The organism is Clavibacter quasicaliforniensis (assembly GCF_051201715.1).
GTDB lineage: Bacteria > Actinomycetota > Actinomycetes > Actinomycetales > Microbacteriaceae > Clavibacter > Clavibacter seminis.
Genome location: NZ_CP139624.1, coordinates 157,361 through 175,284 on the forward strand (window position 1 = coordinate 157,361; position 17,924 = coordinate 175,284).

The following is a 17,924-nucleotide window of genomic DNA, read 5'->3' on the forward strand; positions in this document are numbered from 1 at the left end:
CCTCGAGGGGAGCGGACCGTGAGCCCGAAGCCGCGGTCGGTGTCATTGCCGCGGCAGGAGGGCGCTCAGCACCCAGGATCCCTCGACCTCCTCAGCCCTGAGGCTGCCGCCCAGGAGGGTGACGCGCTCGCGCATCCGATGCACCCCGTACCCGGACGACGGGATGGGGCTCACGGTGGAGGCCGACGGCATCGTGCTGGAGACCGTCACCGTCACGTCGTCCTGGCCCGAGGCGAAGCCCACGAACACCTCCGGGCGGGACGCCGCGTGCTTGGCGATGTTGGTGGCCGCCTCTCGGAGCAGGCGGACGATCGTCCGCTCGATGGCGCTCGACACGTCCACGCCGTCGAGCGGCCCGACGGTGACGCGCGCTCCGAGGGCCTCGAGGTCGCGGCGGATGGTGTCGACGGCTCCGACGATGGTGTCCTCGTCTCCGTCCCGGTCGCCGATCGTCGTGCTCCGATCGTCCCGCACGATCCGCAGCACGCGCCGGATGTCCGCGAGCGCCTGGTCGGCGCTGTCCCGGATGGCGACGATGGACTGCGCCCGGAGCGCGGGGTCGTCGACCCGCTCCAGCACGCGCACGTGCATGGCCACGAGGGTCACGTCGTGGGCGATGATGTCGTGCAGCTCGTCGGCGATGCGCTGCCGCTCGGACTCGAGCTCCGCGTCGCGCGCCCGCTCGAGGTCCACGAGGTCGACCGCGAGTCCCCGCTCGCGCCGGAGCGAGGACCGCAGGCTCCATCCCACGAGCGCCGCCAGCGCGCCGATGAGGAGCACGACGGGTACCGCGGAGGGTGTGAGGTCCTCGGCGGTCGACCAGTGGAGCACGACGACGCCCGTCGCGGCCGCCGCGTAGAACGCGACGAACCAGAGGGGGCTCGTGTAGACGACCAGCCCCGCCGCGACGACGAGGTAGACGGAGAGCCCGCCGCCCTGGCCCCCCGCGGTCTCCAGCAGCGCTGCCAGGAGCAGGGAGACGGCGGCGGCGGACGGGGACCACGCGAAGAGGGCCAGGGCCGCCGTCGGCGCCTCCTGCGCCACGAGCTCCCGCCAGGACGACGCCGGATCCGCGACGAAGCCCACGAGGTCGAAGACCAGCACGAGCGCGATCAGCACCAGGAGCGCGATGCGCGCACGCGGGGGCATGCTCGAGAAGCCGGCGTCGCGCCCGTGCCATGTCTGGGGGAGCGCGGTCATCCATCGGCGGAGGCGTCCGGCTCTCGTCACCCGTCCATCATGAGGGGTCGACGTCGCCTCACTTGCAGATCTTGAGGACCTTGCACGCCTCGTCCCAGAAGTTCGACGGTCGGATGAACCCCATCAGCGTGAGCAGTGCCTGCATCTTCGTCCTCTCGTTCGTGCGCATGTCCATGGGTCAGGAGAACACTCGCGGCGCGGACCCCGTCGGCGATGCATCCGAACGTCGCGTTCGGCGCGACTTCCGTATGGTCATCGGCCGCGGGTCGACCCGTAGGCTCGCGACATGGAACCCATCCGCGTCCTCATCGCCGATGACGAGGCTCTTGTGCGCCATGCGCTCCGGATCTTCGTCGCCTCGGATCCGGGCATGACGGTCGTCGGCGAGGCCGGAGACGGTGTCCTCGCGGTGCGTGCCGCGGAGGAGCTGCGGCCGGACGTGGTCCTGATGGACCTGCAGATGCCGCGCATGGGCGGGATGGAGGCGACCCGGCGGATCACGGCGGCGCTGCCCGACACGCGCGTGCTCGCCGTGACCACGTTCTCCTCGGAGCGCCACGTGGTGCCCGCGCTCCGCGCTGGCGCATCCGGCTACCTCGTGAAGGACAGCGAACCGGATGACATCCTGCACGCCATCCGCGAGGTGCGGGCGGGTCGGTCCGTCATGTCGCCGCGGATCACGCGCGACCTGCTCCTCTCCCTCCGGGACGACCCGGAGGCCGGCCAGGCGGCGGCTTCGGCCGATGCGCCGTTGACGACGCGGGAGCACACGATCGTCCGCCTCATCGGACGGGGCATGTCGAACGCCGAGATCGCCCGCGAGCTGCACCTCTCCGAGCCGACCATCAAGGCCAACCTCAGCCGGGTGATGGGCAAGTGGGACGTGCGGGATCGCGTGCAGGTGCTCATCCACGCCGTGCGCCATGGCGTCGTCGACCTCTCCCACTACGAGCCCGAGCCGTCGGGCCGAGCCAGATGACCCCGGCCGGTGGGAAGCCCGGCGACCTCCTCACCGTCCCCGACCGGGCCGCGTGGCGCGCCTGGCTCGACGCCAACGAGGAGGCGTCGGACGGCGTGTGGCTGGTGCTCGCGAAGAGCGGGCGCAGTCCTGCGTCCGTCCTTCGCGACGAATGTGCGCTGGAGCCCCGCGCGATCGCCGCGGTCCGCTAGCTTCCTCCACGTCGTTGAGTTCCTGCGGCGTGATCCCCCGCCCGCGGGGAGTGAGGCATCGCCATGCGGAGACCGCTGACCCTGCTCGTCCTTCCCGGCTTGCTCCTCATGGGGGCCGTCACGTCCGCCGTCCCGGCCGACTCGGCGCTGGCGGCGACGGCTCCGTACACGGTCGTCCGGTCGTCGCCCGCGGGGGCGAAGGCCGTGCACGAGATCACGGCGGTCCTCATCGCCCCGGCCGGGATCACGCGGGACTTCTCCCGGGACGACGCGATCACCACGATCCAGGACGCGTCCGCGTACTGGTCGCACGAGACGAACGGCTTCGTGCGGTTCGACGCGGCCTCGGTGACCGACTGGATCCAGCCGGACGACCCGAGCATCCGCTGCGACGACCCTGTCGCCGTCGTCACCTACGCGCTCGCGCAGTCGGGCTGGAAGCCGGGCCCCGACAAGGACCTCGTCGTGTTCGTCCCCGGCGGGTTCCAATGCGGGGACTTCTCCGCCGGCGACCAGGGAGTCGACATCGACGCCGGCGGGACGGCGTACCTCACGGACATCGCTCCGGCTGCCCTGACCCACGAGCTCGGGCACAACCTGTCCCTGCACCACGCCTCCGGGGTGCGGTGCACCACCGGCTGGGACTTCGACGCCTCGAACGGGCTGCCGTCCTCCTGCAGCCGCGACGAGTACGGGAACACCACGGACCTGATGGGCTCCTCGTACTCCTACTACCCGGCGTCCGCCCCCTCGCTCGACCGGCTCGGGCAGCTCTCGCGTCGCGCCGTCCCCACCTGCGGCGCGACGCGACGCATCCCCATCCAGACCATGAGCGCGGGCTTCGACGCGCAGCGCGTCATCTCGTGGACGGATCCGATGCGCCCGTCGGTCCGGTACTACGTGCAGTACGCCGACGTGGTCGACCAGTCCGAGTACGACACGCTGTGGAGCTCCCCCTTCAAGGTCGCGCGACCGTCCGGCGTGCAGATCCTGCGCACCGATCCGACCGTTGCGGACGCGGGGTCGATCCTCATCCGCCCCGGGGACACGAGCGTGAGCGACGAGCTCGTGCGGCCCGGCGAGAAGGTGGCGCTCGCCGACGGCATGTCCGTCTCGGTGGCCGCGATGGACGAGACCGCGCACACCGCCAGCGTCGACGTCACGGTGCCCTGCGCCGCGCGACAGGGGGAGGCGACCTCCGCCGTGCCATCCGCTCTCGGCCAGATGGCCCCGATGGCAGGGGCTGCCGCGATGCAGATGACGGCCGATGGCCCGATGGTGATGGTGGGCGACGGCGCCATGACGATGACCGCCGGCGGCATGATGGAGATGCCCACGCGGTAGACCACGGGGTCCGTCCGTAGCATCGGATCCATGCCCGCCGCCGCGCACGACTTCCTCACCATCCCCGACCGGGCCGCGTGGCGTGCCTGGCTCGACCGGCACGAGGAGGCGTCCGACGGCGTGTGGCTGGTGCTCGCGAAGAAGGGCACGACGGATCCGACCTCGCTCACCTACGCGGAGGCGCTCGACGAGGCGCTGTGCAGCGGGTGGATCGACGGGCAGACCGCGAGCATCGACGATCGGATCTTCCGGCGCCGCTTCACCCCGCGGCGGAAGGCGTCGCTGTGGTCGGAGCGCAACATCGGACTGGTGGCGACGCTCACCGCGGAGGGGCGGATGCGTCCGGCCGGGATCCGCGAGGTGGAGCGCGCGCAGGCCGACGGCCGCTGGGAGCGCGCCTACGCCGGCCAGGCGTCGGCGGCCGAGCCCGAGGACCTGCTGGCCGCGCTCGCCGCGTCGCCCGCCGCGGCGGACGCCTTCGCGACGCTGTCCAAGGTCAACCGCTACGCCGTGATCCACCGGGTGTCGACGGCGCCGAACGCGACCGTCCGCGGGAACCGGCTCGCGAAGCTCGTCGCGATGCTCGAGCGCGGGGAGACGCCGCACCCGCAGTGAGCGCGGCGACGGATCAGGAGCGGGCGGCGAACCAGTCGCGCGCGAGCACCGACATGACGACCTCGTCGTGGAACGTCCCGTCGTGGAAGACCGTCTCGCGGAGCACGCCCTCCTCGACGAAGCCGACCTTCCGGTAGGTCGCGCGGGCCCGGGCGTTGTAGGCGAAGACGTGCAGCTGGATCCGGTTCAGCCCCATCTCGCGGAATCCGTAGTCGACGAGGGTGCGCACGGCGTCGGTGCCGTAGCCGGAGCCCGTGTGCTCGGATCCGATCATCACGGTGAGCGTGGCCGCGCGCGTGAGGAGCTTCGCGCCGAAGAGCGTCACGTGGCCGACGAGGCGGCCGGAGATCCGGTCGGTGACGCAGAAGCCGACGTCGCCCGCCGGCTCGCTGCCGCTCCACTTGCGGAACATCTCGGCGACGTCGCCCTCGGGTCGCGGCCGCACCGTGAGCTGCTGGAGCACCGCCCATTCCGGATCCCGCCACCAGCGGACCAGGTCGGGGAGGTCGGCGTCCTCGAGCGCGCGCAGGCGAATGCGCTCCCCCTGCAGGATCCCCGCGCCGTACCGCTGCGGGTCGCCTGAGTCCGTCCATGTCATGCGGCCATGGTGCCAGGGCAGGTCGCGCCGCCGTCAGTGCCCGAGCTCGATGAGCAGCACGCCGCCGATGATGAGGGCGATGCCCGCGAGCATCGTGCGCGTCAGCGGGTCCCGGAAGAGAACGCGGCCGAGGATCGCCGTGAGGGCCACACCCGTGGCAGCCCAGATCCCGTAGGCGACGCCGATGGGGAGGCCTAGCGAGAGCGCGCCGGCGAGCATCGAGAACGCGGTCACGTAGCCGACCGCGACCACCGTGTACCAGCGCTTCCGGCCGTCGGTCGCGAGCTTGAGGGAGATGGTCGCGGCGACCTCGGTGACGATGGCGATCGCGAGCAGCAGCCAGGCCATCAGCGGGCCTCGCCGGTCGGGGTCACGTGGGCGGGCGCGGCTGCCTCGGCGGCGGTCGCGCTGGCGGCGGCGGCCGCGCGGGCCGCGTGCGCGCGCTGCGAGCCGAGCTCGACGAGCAGGACACCCCCGACGATGAGCACGAGGCCGAGGATCATCAAGCCGGTGAGGGGTTGCCCGAACAGCGCCGTCGCGCCGACCGCGGTGAGCGCGACGCCGGACGCGCCCCAGATCCCGTAGGCGACGCCGACGGCCATGCCGGCCTTCAGCACGCGGGTGAGGAACCAGAACGCGGTGAGGTACCCGGCGACGACGAGCGCGTACCAGCCGGGCACGTCGACCGCGGCCTGCAGGGCGAGGGCGGCGGCCACCTCGGAGACGATGGCGGCGCCGAGGAGGAGCCACCTCACGAGGCGGCCCTGCGGGAGCGGATGCGGGGGCGAGAGGTCATGGGGAGACGGTATCGCTAGATTCGGCCAGGCGGCCCAATCGGAGGCTCCGCGCAGGTCGCTCCGAGCCGATGCGCAGGGGCGGGCCCGGCGTCGGTGTCAGGCGCCCGGCAGCGTGAGCGTCAGGATCCCGTCGCGCACCTCGACCGTCGTGCCGCGGTGGTCGCGCACGCGCGGGAGCCCGACGGTCGCGTCGCTCGCGTGGTCGCCGACGACGACCACGCGCATGCCCGCGGCGAGGCCCGCGCGGATCCCGGCCTCGGCGTCCTCGTAGACGATCGCGTCCGCGGGGTCGACGCCCAGGCGCTCTGCCGCGAGCAAGTAGCCGTCCGGATGCGGCTTGCCGTTCGCGACGTCCTCGGCGGTGACGAGCAGGTCGGGCACGCGGACGCCGGCACCGGTGAGGCGGGCGCGCGCGAGCTCGCGGCCGGCGCTCGTGACGAGGGCGTGGGATCCGGCCGGCAGCGCGGCGACGAGGTCGCAGGCGCCGGGGATCTCGACGGTCGCGGGGCTGCCGTCGAGCTCGAGCCGGTCGAGCTCGGCGAGCAGGGCGGGCACGTCGCTGCCCTCGGGCGCGAACCGGGCGATGCTGTCGGCGGCGCGCACGCCGTGGATCCGCCGCAGGAGATCCGCCGGATCGTGGCCGAAGCGCACGGCGAGCGTCGTCCAGATCTCCTCGACGAGCGCGGTCGAGTCGACGAGCGTCCCGTCCATGTCGAGGAGGAGCGCGCGGGCGGTGAGCGGGACGGGGGAGGACATGCGACCAGTCTCCCGGACGGGCGGCGGCCGGGCGATGCCGCGTCGGCCACGATGGAGGGGAGGCCGCGATCCGACGCGGGACGGACGGAGGCGGACCATGGGTGATGCGATCGAGAAGGCGCTTGCCGTCGTGAGCGTCGTCGGCCTCGTCGGCTTGATGATCAGCTTCATCCGCATGGCGGCGCACGGGATGGTCGACAACCGCCGGCCGACGCGGTCCATGCTCGTGACCGGCTTCACGTGCGCCGTGGTGGGCTGGGGCGCCATGCTGATCCGCCTCGCCGTCTTCTAGGGTCGAGCTCCGCTGTCCCCTCCCCGCCCGCACCGGTTACGGCTCCCGCCGGGCCCGGCCGACCGCCGCGGGCCGCCCGTAGCCTGGGGGCATGGCGGGATCCACCGGGCGCGGGCGCGCATCGCACCATGTCGTCATCGGCGCGGGGCTCGCGGGGGCGGCCACCGCCTGGCAGCTCGCGAGCCGCGGGCACGAGGTCACGGTGCTGGAGCGCGACCGGCCGGCGGGCATGCTCGGCAGCTCTCACGGATCCGCGCGCATCCTCCGCTACGCCTACGACGACCCCTTCTATGTGCGGCTGATGCGCGACGCCCGCGTGCTCTGGGACCGCCTCGAGCGCACGACGGACGCGCGGCTCGTGACCCCGACCGGATCCGTCGACTCCGGCCTCGTGCGCCGCCCCGCCGAGCTCGCGCGCGTGCTGGAGCGCGTCGGCATCGAGCACGAGCTGATGACCGCGCGCGAGGCCGAGGGGCGCTGGCCCGAGATGTCCTTCGACTCCGACGTGCTGTTCCACCCTGCCGCGGGCGTCGTCGACGCCGAGACCGCGGTGCGCACGATGCTCGACCTCGCCGTCGCGCAGGGCGCCGTCGTGCACGAGGGCTGGGAGGTCGCGTCCGTCGAGCGGGTCGGCGCGGGCTTCGCCGTGACCTCCGACGACGGCCGCCGGGTCGAGGGCGACAGCGTGATCGTGGGCGCAGGCGCCTGGCTGCCCGAGCTGCTCGGTGGCGCGCTGCCGCTGCCGCGTGCCGCGCTCGACCGCATCCCGCCGCTGCGCGTGCGGCAGGAGCAGGTGTTCCACTTCGCCTACATGGACGGCCCGCCCGCCCGATCCGTGCCGACCTCCATCCACATGGACGAGCGCATGCAGGTCTACGCGCTCCCCGGCGGCCGCGACGCCGACCACCGCGGCCACAAGGTCGCCGAGTTCGACGGCGGGCGCGTGATCCCGTCGGCCGCGCACCAGGACGGCGTCGTGGATCCGGCCAACCGCGCCCGCGTCGTCGACTGGGTGCGCCGGAACCTGCCGGGCGTCGAGCCCGTGCCGTACGCGGAGGCGACCTGCCTGTTCACGAGCACGCCCACCGAGGACTTCGTGATCGACCGGGTCGACGGGATCACGATCGTCTCGCCCTGCTCCGGCCACGGCGCCAAGTTCGCGCCGCTCATCGGCAGCCTCGCGGCGGACGCGGCGACCGGCGAGCGCGTGGAGCCGCGGTTCGCGCTCGCGCCCTGAGGGGCTGAGCCTCCGATGGCCGCCCGCGCGGTGAGCGTCAGACCTTCTGCGCTCGCCCGCGGCCACCGGTGCGCACGCGGGTCCGGCCCGGCTCCCGCGGTGCCGTGCGCTCGGCCGCCCGCTCCCGATCCGCCGCCAGCCGCGCCAGCTCGGCGCGCAGCTCGCCGACCCGGTCGTCACGCCCCTCCTCGGGGAACGCGCCCGGCAGCAGCTGCGGGGTGAGCCGCGCGCGCACGATCTGCTCGAGCGCCGAGTCGCGCGCGATGACCAGCACCTCGCGGAGCGCCTCCGGGTCGCGCGACAGGGCGCCGAGCCGCTCGACGATCTCCTCCGCGATCTCGGCGCGCAGCCGGAGACCGGGTACGTCGCCCTCGCGGTAGTCGTCGGGCCGGCGTCCCTTGCCGTCGCGCAGCGCCGCGCGGTCGCGGGCCATGCGCAGCCGCTCGGCCTCGCCGCGCTTCTCGCCGATGAGCTCGGCCAGCTCGCCGCGGAGCGCCTCGATGAGCGACTCCTCGTCGTAGGGGCGGCGCTCCCGGAGCGTGCGCAGGATGATCAGGTTGACCATCTGGATCCGGAGCGCGACGCCCACGAGCAGCAGCGCCTCCTCGACGAGCACCTCCCTCTGCGCCGGATCCGCGGCGACGCGGGCGGCCACGGACGGCGGCGGGGCGCCGGGCTTGGAGGACTTCGCGGGGCGGAGGCGGGGCCGGGGCATGACGTCCTCCCGGTCCGCTCGCTCCACAGGCGAGGTGCTCCCAGGTTACGCGGAACGGCCGACGTCGGGGCGGGTGGCGCCCCCATCCCCGTGCCGCTCCGGGGCCATCACCAGTGGTCGCCGCCGAGCCGGTCTCAGCCCATCGTGCGCCGCAGGAACGCGAGCGTGCCGAGCTCGTCGTCGATGCCGCCCCCGTCGTGGCCGTTGTACTCCCACTCGACGATCTCCTTCTCGCCGGCGTAGGAGTTGAAGGCGCCGTAGACGGTGGAGGGCGGGCAGGTCGCGTCCATGAGCCCGACCGAGAAGCGGGCCGGCGCGGTGGCACGGCGCGAGAACGCGACGCCGTCGAAGTACCGCAGCACGGCGTGCACGTCCTCGCCGCGGCCCCGGTGCGTCTTCAGGTAGTCCACGACCTCGTGGTACGGGTACGCGTCGGTGATGTGGGTGGCGCGCTCGATGTCGCAGAGGAACGGCACGTAGGCGGAGACCGCGGCGACGTCGTCGCGCAGCCCGGCGACCGCGAGGGCCATGCCGCCGCCCTGGCTGCCGCCCTGCACGGCGATGCGCGACGGATCCACGACGTCGAGCGACCGCGCCACGTCGACCGCGCGCACCGCGTCGGTGAAGAGGCGGCGGTAGTAGTAGGTGTCGCGGGACGCGATGCCGCGGGTCATGAAGCCGGGGATCGCGGGTCCGGCCTCGCCGTGGTCAGCCGTGTCGCCCGCGCTCCAGTACGAGCCCTGGCCGCGGGTGTCCATCTGCAGGTGCGCGAAGCCGGCAGCCGCGTAGATCAGCGTCTCCTCGGCGCGTCCGCGACCGCCGCCGTAGCCGACGTACGAGACCACCGTGGGCAGCGGGCCGGTCGCGCCCGCGGGGGTGCGGAGCCAGGCGCGCACGTCGGTGCCGCCGGATCCCGCGAAGGTCACGTCCTGCACGTCGACGAGCGCGAGGTCGGTCTCGACCGGCGCGAGCCGCACGTCGAGGTCGTGCTGCGCGGCCTCGGCGAGGGTGTCGGCCCAGAAGGCGTCGAAGTCGTCCGGGTCGACGTGGCTGCTGACGTGCGCGCGGGCGGCGTCGACGGGTTCGATGAGCATGGGTCCTCCGGGCGTTCGGCGGTGGGCGGGTCGGCGTCCGCGTGCCGTCGGGCCGCGTCGCCTCGCTCATCATGCCCCGGTCAGCGGAAGAGCGGCTCCCCGGCGGCGGGATCGGCGAGCTCGTGGTCGAGGAAGGTCCAGATCCACTCGAGCGCCCGCGCGTGGTCGAGGCCGGGCACCTTCTGCGAGAGCTGCGTCGCGATCCCGTCGCTGTAGGCCGCGAGCTTGAGCGCCACCTCGGCCGCGTCCACCTTCCGGAAGACGCCGCCCTCGACGCCGCGGCGGATGGTGCGGACGAGGCACGCCTCCCACACGCGGATGCGCTCCAGCCGGTCGGCGGTGAGGCCGGGCTGGCGGGCGACGGCGGTCCAGTAGTCCGACCAGAGGCGCCAGTGCGCCTCGGCCTCCTCGGCGCCCGTGAAGAGCGGCTCGACAAGCAGGCGGATGCCGCGCACGGGATCCGGTTCGGCGTCCACCTCCTCGACGATCGAGGCGTAGAAGCGGTCGGTCTCGAGCACGACGACCTCGTCGAGGATCTCCGCCACGCTCGCGAAGTGGTAGGTCACGGTGCCGACCGAGACGCCGCCCTCGGCCGCGATGTCGCGGAGCCCGGTGGCGGTGAGGCCCTGGCGGAGGATCACGGCGCGGGCGGCCTCGACGATCATCGCGCGCCGCACCTCGGGCTTCTCCCGCTTGCCGCCGCGGCGGACGGTGGTCGCGGTCGCGGTCGTCCCCGTTCCCGCGCTCATGCGGACGTCCGCGGCACGAGGTCGTCGAACACGCGGTCGGCGACGAGCACCTCGGGCGCGTCCGGGCCGCCGTCGCGCGCCCACGCCCGGAGCGTGTTGACGACGCGGAAGGCGTCGGCGTCGGCGGTCACGCGCGAGGTCGTCTCCAGGCGCGCGCGCCAGGTCGGCTGCTCGAGGCCGATCGCCCAGCGCGACTCGGCGACGGCCGAGGTCGGGTCGCCGTCGGTGATCCGGTACGTCTCGCGGCTCGACTCGGTGAAGACGAGGCCGTCGGGGTAGATCCGGGATCCGCCGTAGCCGGGGTCGACGTCGAGCGTCCACTCGCCCGTCGCGACGTCGTGGGTGACGCTGCGCTCGGGCAGGCCGGAGTCGTCGGGGATCCGCTCGATCGCGATCGGCGTCGACTGCTCGGCCTCCTCGAAGCGCACGCCGTCGTCCTCCCTGCGCGTCCAGACGGGCAGGGTCACGGCGCTGCGGGAGGGCGCGACGACGAGGGTCGCCTCTCGGGCGTGCGGCCAGATCCACGGCCAGTACGCCGACGACACCGCGATCCGCAGCCGGTGCCCGGCCGGGAACGCGTGGCCGGTGGAGACGAGCGGCACGCGCACGGTCTCCTCCTCGCCCGGCACCATCGGGTCGATCCGGGCGCGGTCGATCCGCGTGTTGAGGTTGAGCGCGCCGCGCGTCACGAGTGTGGATGACCCGTCGGGCGCCACGTCGCAGAGCCGCACCACGATGTTCGCGTCGGGCAGGTCGCTCGTGACCGCGAGGTCGACGAGCACGTTGCCGAGCACGTCGAGCGGCTCGTCGAGCAGCAGGTCGAAGCAGACGGAGAGGCCGTCCTCGGCGCGCTGGTCGGGCGGCAGGTCGGTCGGGTTGCCGAACGGGAAGAAGCGGCCCGCGTCGAGGCCCGTGTGCTGCGGCGAGCGGACCACGACGGCGTCGCCCGTGGTGGCCGGCCCGTGGAACGCGGAGAGCGGCAGCAGGGGCTGCGCGGCGACCGACGCGGGCGGCGGCCACGACTCGGCGGCGACCCAGCGCCCGGTGCGCTCGGGGTAGCTCGTGGCGGGCGGCTCGGAGTCGCTGAGGAAGGCGCGGAGCGCGGGATCCGCCTCCACGCCGGTGTCGACGCCCTTCAGCCAGCGGTCCCACCAGCGCAGCGTCTCCTGCAGGAAGCCGATCGACGGCCCGGGCGTGAGGCCGCGATCCGGGTACTGGTGCGACCACGGGCCGACGATGCCCTTCGCGGGCCCGGGCAGGTTCTCGACCAGGCGCAGCACGGCGTCGCGGTACGGATCCGCCCAGCCGCCTACCGCGAGCACGGCCGCGTCGATCGAGGAGTAGTCCTCGCACACGCTGCCGTGCCGCCAGTAGTCGTCGCGCTCCTGGTGCGCGAGCCAGGTCGGCGTCATCGGCACGTTCGACTCGAGCCGTTCGCGCCAGCGCTCGACCCAGCCGTCGCCCACCACCTCGGGCCGGGGCGGCCGGGAGTTGAACGCGAACATCGTCGCGCCCCACGCGGCCATGTCGATGCCGAGCACCGCGCCGCCCATGTAGTGCACGTCGTTGTCGAACCGGTCGTCGGTGGAGCACACCGTGACGACCGCCTTCAGGGCCTCGGGCGCGCGGGCCGCCAGCTGGAGGCCGTTGAAGCCGCCCCACGAGATCCCGAAGATGCCGACGGCGCCGGTGCACCAGGCCTGCGCGGCGATCCACTCGATCACCGCGACGCCGTCGTCGAGCTCCTGCGCGGAGTACTCGTCGACGAACAGGCCGTCGGAGGATCCGGTGCCGCGGATGTCGACGCGGATGGATGCGTAGCCGTGCGCCGCGTACCAGGGGTGCCGCTCGCTGTCGCGCGGGGCGGTCCAGTCGTCGAGCCGGTAGGGGAGGTACTCGAGGAGCGCCGGGACGGGCTCGTCGGTCGCGGGCGCCCAGACGCGGGCGTGGAGCGGGGTGCCGTCGGGCATCGGGATCCAGACGTCGCGGTGCGTCACGCCGTCGCCGGCCTCGGCTTCGGCCTCGGTCGCGTTCGCGGTCGTCTCGTGTGCTGCGTCGGTCATCGTGCGTCCTCCCAGTCCCGGATCCGGTGCCCGTCACCGAGCTCCCGCCACCCTCCGCCCGCCGCGTCGCGCCAGGTGGCCGTCACGTCCTCGACCGCCGGCAGGTCGGTGGCGCCGGGCTCGAGCGTCGCGGCGAGCAGCTGCCGCGTGTACGGGTGGTTCGGCCCGCCGAACACGCGCTCGGTCGGGCCGATCTCCACGATCCGCCCGCCGGTCATCACGGCCACGCGGTCCGCGACGCCGCGCACGACGGCGAGGTCGTGGCTGATGAAGAGGCAGCTGAGGCCCTTGTCGCGCTGCAGGCCCGCGAGGAGATCCAGGATCTCGGCTTGCACGCGCACGTCGAGCGCGGTCGTGATCTCGTCCGCGATCACGAGCTGCGGATCCGCGGCCAGCGCCCGGGCGATCCCGACGCGCTGCCGCTGCCCGCCCGAGAGCTGGTTCGGGAGCCGCGCCGCGAAGTCCGGCGACAGCCCGACCTCGGTGAGGATCTCGCCCACGCGCTCGGCCGACGCCCGTCCCGTGAAGAGCTTGAGCGGCCGCGCGATCGCCGCGCCGACGGTCCGCCGCGGGTTGAGCGAGGTGTCCGCGTTCTGGAACACGAGCTGCACCGCGCGCCGGAGCGCGGGCGAGCGGCCGGCGACCGCGGAGGTCAGGTCGCCCTCGACCCCGTCGCCCTGGAAGCGGAACGTGCCGGATTCGGTGGGCACCAGACCCGCGAGGGCCGTCGCGAGCGTGGTCTTGCCGCTGCCGGACTCGCCGACCACCGCCAGGGTCTCGCGCGGCGCGATGGTGAACGACACGTCGGACACCGCGGGCGGCAGGCCGCGCGCGTACCGGACGACGAGGCCGTCGGCGACGACCATCGGGGCCACGGCGTCGTCGGCGGCAGCAGGGGCGGCCGGTGCGGCACCGCCGGGGATCGCGGCCAGCAGCTCCCGCGTGTACGCGTGCTCCGGCGACGCGAACAGCTCCGCGGTCGGCCGGTGCTCCACGATGACGCCGTCGCGCATCACCGCGATCTCGTCGACCATCGTCGAGACGACGCCGAGGTCGTGGCTGACGAGCAGCACCGCCATGCCGAGCTCGCGGGCGAGGTCGCGGATCAGGGTCAGCACCGCCGCCTGCGTCACCACGTCGAGCGCGGTCGTCGGCTCGTCCAGCACGAGCACCCGGGGGCGCGCGGCGACGGCCATGGCGATCGCGATGCGCTGCTGCTGCCCGCCGGAGAGCTGGTGCGGGTAGCGCCGCACGATGGTCGCGGGGTCGGGCAGGCGCACGAGCCGGATCAGCTCCTCGACACGCTCGTCCTCGCTCGGCAGGCCGTGGCTCTCGAGCGCCTCGCGGAGCTGGCGGCCCACGCGCATCGAGGGCGTGAGCGCCTGGCCGGCGTTCTGCGCGACGACCGCCGCGGTGCCGCCACGCAGCTCGCGCGTCGCGGCGGGCGAGAGGGCGAACACGTCGTCGCCGGCGACCTCGACGGATCCGCCCACGATGCGGGATCCGCGGCGCAGGTGCGCGAGCAGCGTTCGCGCGACCGTCGACTTGCCGCTGCCCGACTCCCCGACGAGCCCGAGCGCGCGACCGGCGCGGATCTCGAAGCTCACGCCGCGGACGACGGGCACGTCGGTGCGACCGGCCGCGTACGAGATCGCGAGGTCGGCGACGCGGACGACGGTGCCGAGCCGCACCTGGCCGGTGAGGGTGTCCTCGACGTTGCCGGGCATCATGCGATCCCCCTCTGCGCGCGGTCCACGCCGAGCGACTTGCTGAGCCCGTCGGCGCTGAGGTTGAGGCCGACCACGAGCGTCGCGAGCGCCACGATCGGCGCGAGCGTGCCGAGCGGCACGACCGTGAGGGCGGTGCGGTTCTCCTGCACCATGAGCCCCCAGTCGGGCGTCGGCGGGTTCGCGCCGAAGCCGAGGAAGGAGAGCGAGGAGATCAGCAGCACGATCCACGAGGCGCGCATCGCGTACTCCACGAGCACGACGTCGAGCACGTTCGGGAGGATCTCGCGGAACACGATGCTCAGCGGGCGCTCGCCGCGGGCGCGCGCGGCCGTGACGTAGTCCTGCGTGATCACTGTCCGCGCGGCGCCGCGCACCACGCGCGTGACGGCGGGCGCGTAGACGACGGTCACCGCGAGCACGATCACCCAGAGGCCGGATCCGAACACCGTCACCACCACGAGCAGCGCCAGGATCGACGGCACGCTCAGCAGCGCGTCCACGATCCGCATCACGACCTCGTCGAGCCAGCCCTCCGCGTAAGCGGTGACGCAGCCGACGACCGTGCCGACCGCGACGGCGATGGTGGTCGCGAGGAAGGTGACGACGAGCGCGTACCGGCCGCCGTTGAGCGTGCGGGAGAGTACGTCGCGGCCGTACTGGTCGGTGCCGAGCCAGTGCGCCCACGTCGTGCCGGAGAGCACGTCGGTCGAGTCGGTCGCGACGGGATCGTGCCCGGCGATCCACGGCGCGAGCACCGCGAGCACGACGTGGATCGCGATGATCGCGAGCCCGACGGACAGCGCCGTCGACGCCCGGAGCGGTGTCATCCACCCGCGCAGGCGGCCGCCTCGGCGGGTGGGCAGGGGCGTCGCGGTCATGCGCGGGCCTTCCGTCGGGGGCTGGGTCGGGCGGCGGATCGCGCGGGCCGGGTGCGGCGCGTGCTCTGCCTCGTGCGGAGCCGCGGATCCAGCGCGAGGGCGACGAGGTCGGCCGCGAGGTTGCAGACCACGTACACGGCGGCGCTCAGCAGCGCGATGGCCTGGATGGTCGGCAGGTCGCGCGTGAAGACCGACTCGAGCATGAGCTTCCCCATGCCCGGGTAGTTGAAGACGTTCTCCACCACGACCACGCCGCCGAGCAGCCACGCGACGTTGAGCGCCACGACGTTGAGCGTCGGCAGCAGCGCGCTCGGCACCGCGTGCCGCCACACCACCTGCCGCGTCGTGAGGCCCTTGAGCTCGGCCGTCGTGACGAACTCGGAGGCCATCACGTCGATGGTCGAGGAGCGCATGGTGCGCACGATGTAGGCGGCCATCGCGAGCGTCAGCACGATCACCGGCAGCGCCACCGAGGGCAGCAGCTCGGCGACCGTCGCGTCGCTGCCGCGGAGGACCACGGCGGGGAAGACGGGGATCGTGATGGCGAACAGCAGCACGAGCACGGTGGCGACCATGAACTCGGGGACGCTCATCACCACGAGGCTCACGATGCTGATGACCGAGTCGCTCGTGCGTCCGCGACGCACGCCCGCGATCACGCCGAGGGTGAGCGACAGCGTCACGCCGACGAGCATCGCCGGCACCGCGATGAGCATGCTGTTGCGGAAGGCGACGAGGAGGGCCGGCGCGACCGGATCCCCGCTCACGAGCGAGGTGCCGAAGTCGCCGCGCGCGGCGCCGAGCAGCCAGTCGCCGTAGCGCAGCCACACGTTCCGGTCGAGCCCGAGCGACTCGCGCAGGGTCGCGACGGCCTCGGGCGTGGCGTCCTGGCCGAGGAGCTGCTGGGCCACGTCGCCGGGCAGCAGCTGGATCGCGAGGAACACGAACAGCGAGGCCAGCACGATCGTGAGGATCGCGGTGCCCAGGCGGCGGGCGACCTGCGCGGAGACGTTCATCGGCGGAATCCGATCGTGAGGTGGTCGAACTCGAAGCCGAACTCGCGGTAGTTCACGACGTCGCGCGAGATGCCCACGAGCCGGTCGCCGAACATGGGCGTCATGTCGGCGCTGTCCTCCACGACGATCCGCTGGGCGTCCTGGTAGAGCATCAGCCGCTTCGCGTCGTCCATCGTGGCGCGGGCGTCGTCGAGGAGCGCGTCGAAGGTCGGGTTCGACCACGCGCTCTCGTTGTAGGAGGAGCCGGTGCGGAAGATCTGGTTGAGCAGCTGGTCGATGGGCCGGCCGGTGAACCAGTAGCTCACCATGAGGGGCTTCTGCATCCAGATCTCCGTGTAGTAGGAGTCGGAGGACGCGTTCGTGACCGTGAGGTCGATGCCCGCGGCCTTCACCTGGTCGCGGTAGGCGACCGCCATGGGCGTGAACACCGACTCGTAGCTCGAGGTGTGGATCGTCGTGCGCAGCCCCGGCACGCCCGCCTTCGCGAGGAGCGCCTTGGCCTGGTCGGGGTCGTAGGCGCGGTCGACGTCGACGAACGCGGCGAGCGACGGCGGCACCGGGTTGTCCCAGCCGGCCGTGCCCGTGCCCTGCAGCGCGGTCGCGAGGATCTGCTCGGGGTCGTACGCGAGCTTCATCGCCTGGCGCACGAGCGGATCCTGGAACTCGGCGCTCGTGGCGAGCATCGGGATCGTGTACCACTGCGCGTTCTCGACCCGCGCGACCGTGGCGCGGTTCGACGCGGAGACGACGCGGGCGGTCGCGAAGTCGAGGTTGGTCTGCGAGATGAGGTCGATCTGCCCGGCGAGCAGCGCGTTCACGCGGGCGGTCGTGTCCTGGATGGAGGAGAAGTCGATGCCGTCGAGCACCGGCCGGCCCGCGAAGTGGTCCTCGAAGGCCTCGACGCTCCCGGATCCCGCGGGGTGGAAGGACGAGAGGCGGAACGGCCCCGTGCCGATGCCCGTGCTCCCGATGGTCGCGATCGCGTCGGCCGGCACGATGTAGCACTGGTACGCCGTGAGCAGCGACGGGAACTCGGCGTTCGGGGTCTTCAGCTGGAAGACGAGGGTGTGCGGATCCGGCGCCGACATGCTGCCCGGATCGAGCATGTCGCCGAGCACGCCGCCCTGCGGGGAGGCCGTCGCGGGATCGATGACGTGCTGGATGGAGGCGATCGCGTCGGCCGCCGTGAAGCGCGTGCCGTCGTGGAAGCGCACGTCGCGGCGGAGGCGGAAGGTCCAGGTGATGCCGTCGGCGCTCGCCGACCACTCCTCGGCGAGGTCGGGGATCGTCTCGCCCTGCTCGTCCAGCTTGACGAGCCGGTTGTAGAGGGCGCCGAGGTACTCGTACGCCGAGAGCGAGCTCGCGGAGTCGAGGGTCTCGGCGGCGGATGCGGCCGGCCGCGCGACGCGGAGGCGGCCGCCCTGCACGGGGGTGCCGGTCGCGGCGGCCTCGGGGATGGTCGTGCTGCTCGCGCCGGTGCTGCACCCGGTGAGGGCCAGCAGGCCGAGCCCGGCGATCCCGGCGGTGCCCGCGAGGACGGCGCGGCGGCTGGGGGTGCTCGGGTGGCCGGGTCGCGCGGCACGGTCGGCGATGCGGATGGTGCGCGAGCTCGCGTCCGCGAATGCGGTGCGGGTGGTGACGATCGATGGCATCGGGACGGGCCCTCCTCG

At 73.4% G+C, this 17,924-nt stretch carries 19 protein-coding genes; 6 read left to right on the forward strand and 13 right to left on the reverse strand.

All coding sequences use genetic code 11. From position 1 onward, the window contains the following. Nucleotides 1–42 precede the first annotated feature (42 nt). Nucleotides 43–1,200, reverse strand: coding sequence for a sensor histidine kinase (locus NL142_RS00775; protein WP_435080558.1), 1,158 nt, complete (start codon nucleotides 1,198–1,200; stop codon nucleotides 43–45). A 286-nt stretch (nucleotides 1,201–1,486) separates the two neighbouring features. On the opposite strand from NL142_RS00775, the gene NL142_RS00780 reads away from it, so the two are divergent. The 4 genes from NL142_RS00780 (at nucleotide 1,487) to NL142_RS00795 (ending at nucleotide 4,329) form a co-directional block, all read left to right on the forward strand. Further along, entirely contained in the window at nucleotides 1,487–2,179 is a 693-nt protein-coding gene (locus tag NL142_RS00780; protein ID WP_194683799.1) for a response regulator, read from the forward strand. Then, the gene (locus tag NL142_RS00785; RefSeq protein ID WP_435080559.1) at nucleotides 2,176–2,370 is read left to right on the forward strand and encodes a YdeI/OmpD-associated family protein; all 195 of its coding nucleotides are present in this window, start codon (nucleotides 2,176–2,178) and stop codon (nucleotides 2,368–2,370) included. The genes NL142_RS00780 and NL142_RS00785 overlap by 4 nt, the downstream gene beginning before the upstream one ends. A 63-nt stretch (nucleotides 2,371–2,433) precedes the next feature. After that, nucleotides 2,434–3,714, forward strand: coding sequence for a zinc metalloprotease (locus NL142_RS00790; protein ID WP_435080560.1), 1,281 nt, complete (start codon nucleotides 2,434–2,436; stop codon nucleotides 3,712–3,714). Between the two features lie 30 nt (nucleotides 3,715–3,744). Further along, on the forward strand, nucleotides 3,745–4,329 hold the full coding sequence (locus tag NL142_RS00795) for a YdeI/OmpD-associated family protein (RefSeq protein ID WP_435080561.1): 585 nt from the start codon (nucleotides 3,745–3,747) through the stop codon (nucleotides 4,327–4,329). Between the two features lie 13 nt (nucleotides 4,330–4,342). Here the strand turns inward: NL142_RS00795 and NL142_RS00800 are convergent, their stop codons facing one another. The 4 genes from NL142_RS00800 to NL142_RS00815 form a co-directional block, all read right to left on the reverse strand. Further along, nucleotides 4,343–4,927 (reverse strand): GNAT family N-acetyltransferase, encoded by a 585-nt coding sequence (locus tag NL142_RS00800; protein ID WP_435080562.1) that lies wholly within the window; start codon nucleotides 4,925–4,927, stop codon nucleotides 4,343–4,345. Between the two features lie 33 nt (nucleotides 4,928–4,960). Beyond that, nucleotides 4,961–5,275, reverse strand: a complete 315-nt coding sequence (locus tag NL142_RS00805; protein WP_435080563.1) for a DMT family transporter — start codon at nucleotides 5,273–5,275, stop codon at nucleotides 4,961–4,963. Continuing rightward, nucleotides 5,275–5,682, reverse strand: a complete 408-nt coding sequence (locus NL142_RS00810; RefSeq protein ID WP_435080564.1) for a DMT family transporter — start codon at nucleotides 5,680–5,682, stop codon at nucleotides 5,275–5,277. Before NL142_RS00810 ends, NL142_RS00805 begins: the two co-directional genes overlap by 1 nt. 138 nt (nucleotides 5,683–5,820) lie before the next feature. Next, nucleotides 5,821–6,480 carry an HAD-IA family hydrolase gene (locus NL142_RS00815; RefSeq protein ID WP_435080565.1) on the reverse strand — a complete coding sequence of 220 codons (660 nt, stop codon included), beginning with the start codon at nucleotides 6,478–6,480 and terminating at the stop codon, nucleotides 5,821–5,823. A 97-nt stretch (nucleotides 6,481–6,577) separates the two neighbouring features. On the opposite strand from NL142_RS00815, the gene NL142_RS00820 reads away from it, so the two are divergent. Further along, complete coding sequence (locus NL142_RS00820; RefSeq protein WP_104293425.1) at nucleotides 6,578–6,772, forward strand: hypothetical protein; 195 nt, start codon at nucleotides 6,578–6,580, stop codon at nucleotides 6,770–6,772. Nucleotides 6,773–6,863: 91 nt separating this feature from the next. Next, nucleotides 6,864–8,009, forward strand: coding sequence for an FAD-dependent oxidoreductase (locus NL142_RS00825; protein WP_435080566.1), 1,146 nt, complete (start codon nucleotides 6,864–6,866; stop codon nucleotides 8,007–8,009). A gap of 37 nt (nucleotides 8,010–8,046) precedes the next feature. Here the strand turns inward: NL142_RS00825 and NL142_RS00830 are convergent, their stop codons facing one another. The 8 genes from NL142_RS00830 to NL142_RS00865 all read right to left on the reverse strand — a co-directional run bounded on the left by NL142_RS00830 (nucleotide 8,047) and on the right by NL142_RS00865 (nucleotide 17,906). Next, a complete protein-coding gene (locus NL142_RS00830) occupies nucleotides 8,047–8,724 on the reverse strand; it encodes a coiled-coil domain-containing protein (protein ID WP_435080567.1) in 678 nt (225 codons plus the stop codon). Between the two features lie 134 nt (nucleotides 8,725–8,858). Further along, on the reverse strand, nucleotides 8,859–9,818 hold the full coding sequence (locus tag NL142_RS00835) for an acetylxylan esterase (RefSeq protein ID WP_435080568.1): 960 nt from the start codon (nucleotides 9,816–9,818) through the stop codon (nucleotides 8,859–8,861). An 80-nt stretch (nucleotides 9,819–9,898) separates the two neighbouring features. After that, nucleotides 9,899–10,567 carry a TetR/AcrR family transcriptional regulator gene (locus NL142_RS00840; RefSeq protein ID WP_435080569.1) on the reverse strand — a complete coding sequence of 223 codons (669 nt, stop codon included), beginning with the start codon at nucleotides 10,565–10,567 and terminating at the stop codon, nucleotides 9,899–9,901. Then, nucleotides 10,564–12,630, reverse strand: a complete 2,067-nt coding sequence (locus tag NL142_RS00845) for a CocE/NonD family hydrolase (protein WP_435080570.1) — start codon at nucleotides 12,628–12,630, stop codon at nucleotides 10,564–10,566. Before NL142_RS00845 ends, NL142_RS00840 begins: the two co-directional genes overlap by 4 nt. Then, on the reverse strand, nucleotides 12,627–14,360 hold the full coding sequence (locus NL142_RS00850; protein ID WP_435080571.1) for a dipeptide ABC transporter ATP-binding protein: 1,734 nt from the start codon (nucleotides 14,358–14,360) through the stop codon (nucleotides 12,627–12,629). Before NL142_RS00850 ends, NL142_RS00845 begins: the two co-directional genes overlap by 4 nt. Continuing rightward, entirely contained in the window at nucleotides 14,357–15,238 is an 882-nt protein-coding gene (locus NL142_RS00855) for an ABC transporter permease (protein WP_435080572.1), read from the reverse strand. Before NL142_RS00855 ends, NL142_RS00850 begins: the two co-directional genes overlap by 4 nt. After that, entirely contained in the window at nucleotides 15,235–16,254 is a 1,020-nt protein-coding gene (locus NL142_RS00860) for an ABC transporter permease (protein ID WP_435080573.1), read from the reverse strand. The genes NL142_RS00855 and NL142_RS00860 overlap by 4 nt, the downstream gene beginning before the upstream one ends. Then, nucleotides 16,251–17,906 carry an ABC transporter substrate-binding protein gene (locus NL142_RS00865; RefSeq protein WP_435080574.1) on the reverse strand — a complete coding sequence of 552 codons (1,656 nt, stop codon included), beginning with the start codon at nucleotides 17,904–17,906 and terminating at the stop codon, nucleotides 16,251–16,253. The genes NL142_RS00860 and NL142_RS00865 overlap by 4 nt, the downstream gene beginning before the upstream one ends. Between the last annotated feature and the right edge of the window lie 18 nt (nucleotides 17,907–17,924).

Coding starts and splice junctions, on each gene's coding strand:
- NL142_RS00775 (WP_435080558.1), bottom strand. CDS start 1,200: ATGACCGCGCTCCCCCAGACATGGCACGGGCGCGACGCCGGCTTCTCG.
- NL142_RS00780 (WP_194683799.1), top strand. CDS start 1,487: ATGGAACCCATCCGCGTCCTCATCGCCGATGACGAGGCTCTTGTGCGC.
- NL142_RS00785 (WP_435080559.1), top strand. CDS start 2,176: ATGACCCCGGCCGGTGGGAAGCCCGGCGACCTCCTCACCGTCCCCGAC.
- NL142_RS00790 (WP_435080560.1), top strand. CDS start 2,434: ATGCGGAGACCGCTGACCCTGCTCGTCCTTCCCGGCTTGCTCCTCATG.
- NL142_RS00795 (WP_435080561.1), top strand. CDS start 3,745: ATGCCCGCCGCCGCGCACGACTTCCTCACCATCCCCGACCGGGCCGCG.
- NL142_RS00800 (WP_435080562.1), bottom strand. CDS start 4,927: ATGACATGGACGGACTCAGGCGACCCGCAGCGGTACGGCGCGGGGATC.
- NL142_RS00805 (WP_435080563.1), bottom strand. CDS start 5,275: ATGGCCTGGCTGCTGCTCGCGATCGCCATCGTCACCGAGGTCGCCGCG.
- NL142_RS00815 (WP_435080565.1), bottom strand. CDS start 6,480: ATGTCCTCCCCCGTCCCGCTCACCGCCCGCGCGCTCCTCCTCGACATG.
- NL142_RS00820 (WP_104293425.1), top strand. CDS start 6,578: ATGGGTGATGCGATCGAGAAGGCGCTTGCCGTCGTGAGCGTCGTCGGC.
- NL142_RS00825 (WP_435080566.1), top strand. CDS start 6,864: ATGGCGGGATCCACCGGGCGCGGGCGCGCATCGCACCATGTCGTCATC.
- NL142_RS00830 (WP_435080567.1), bottom strand. CDS start 8,724: ATGCCCCGGCCCCGCCTCCGCCCCGCGAAGTCCTCCAAGCCCGGCGCC.
- NL142_RS00835 (WP_435080568.1), bottom strand. CDS start 9,818: ATGCTCATCGAACCCGTCGACGCCGCCCGCGCGCACGTCAGCAGCCAC.
- NL142_RS00840 (WP_435080569.1), bottom strand. CDS start 10,567: ATGAGCGCGGGAACGGGGACGACCGCGACCGCGACCACCGTCCGCCGC.
- NL142_RS00845 (WP_435080570.1), bottom strand. CDS start 12,630: ATGACCGACGCAGCACACGAGACGACCGCGAACGCGACCGAGGCCGAA.
- NL142_RS00850 (WP_435080571.1), bottom strand. CDS start 14,360: ATGATGCCCGGCAACGTCGAGGACACCCTCACCGGCCAGGTGCGGCTC.
- NL142_RS00855 (WP_435080572.1), bottom strand. CDS start 15,238: ATGACCGCGACGCCCCTGCCCACCCGCCGAGGCGGCCGCCTGCGCGGG.
- NL142_RS00860 (WP_435080573.1), bottom strand. CDS start 16,254: ATGAACGTCTCCGCGCAGGTCGCCCGCCGCCTGGGCACCGCGATCCTC.
- NL142_RS00865 (WP_435080574.1), bottom strand. CDS start 17,906: ATGCCATCGATCGTCACCACCCGCACCGCATTCGCGGACGCGAGCTCG.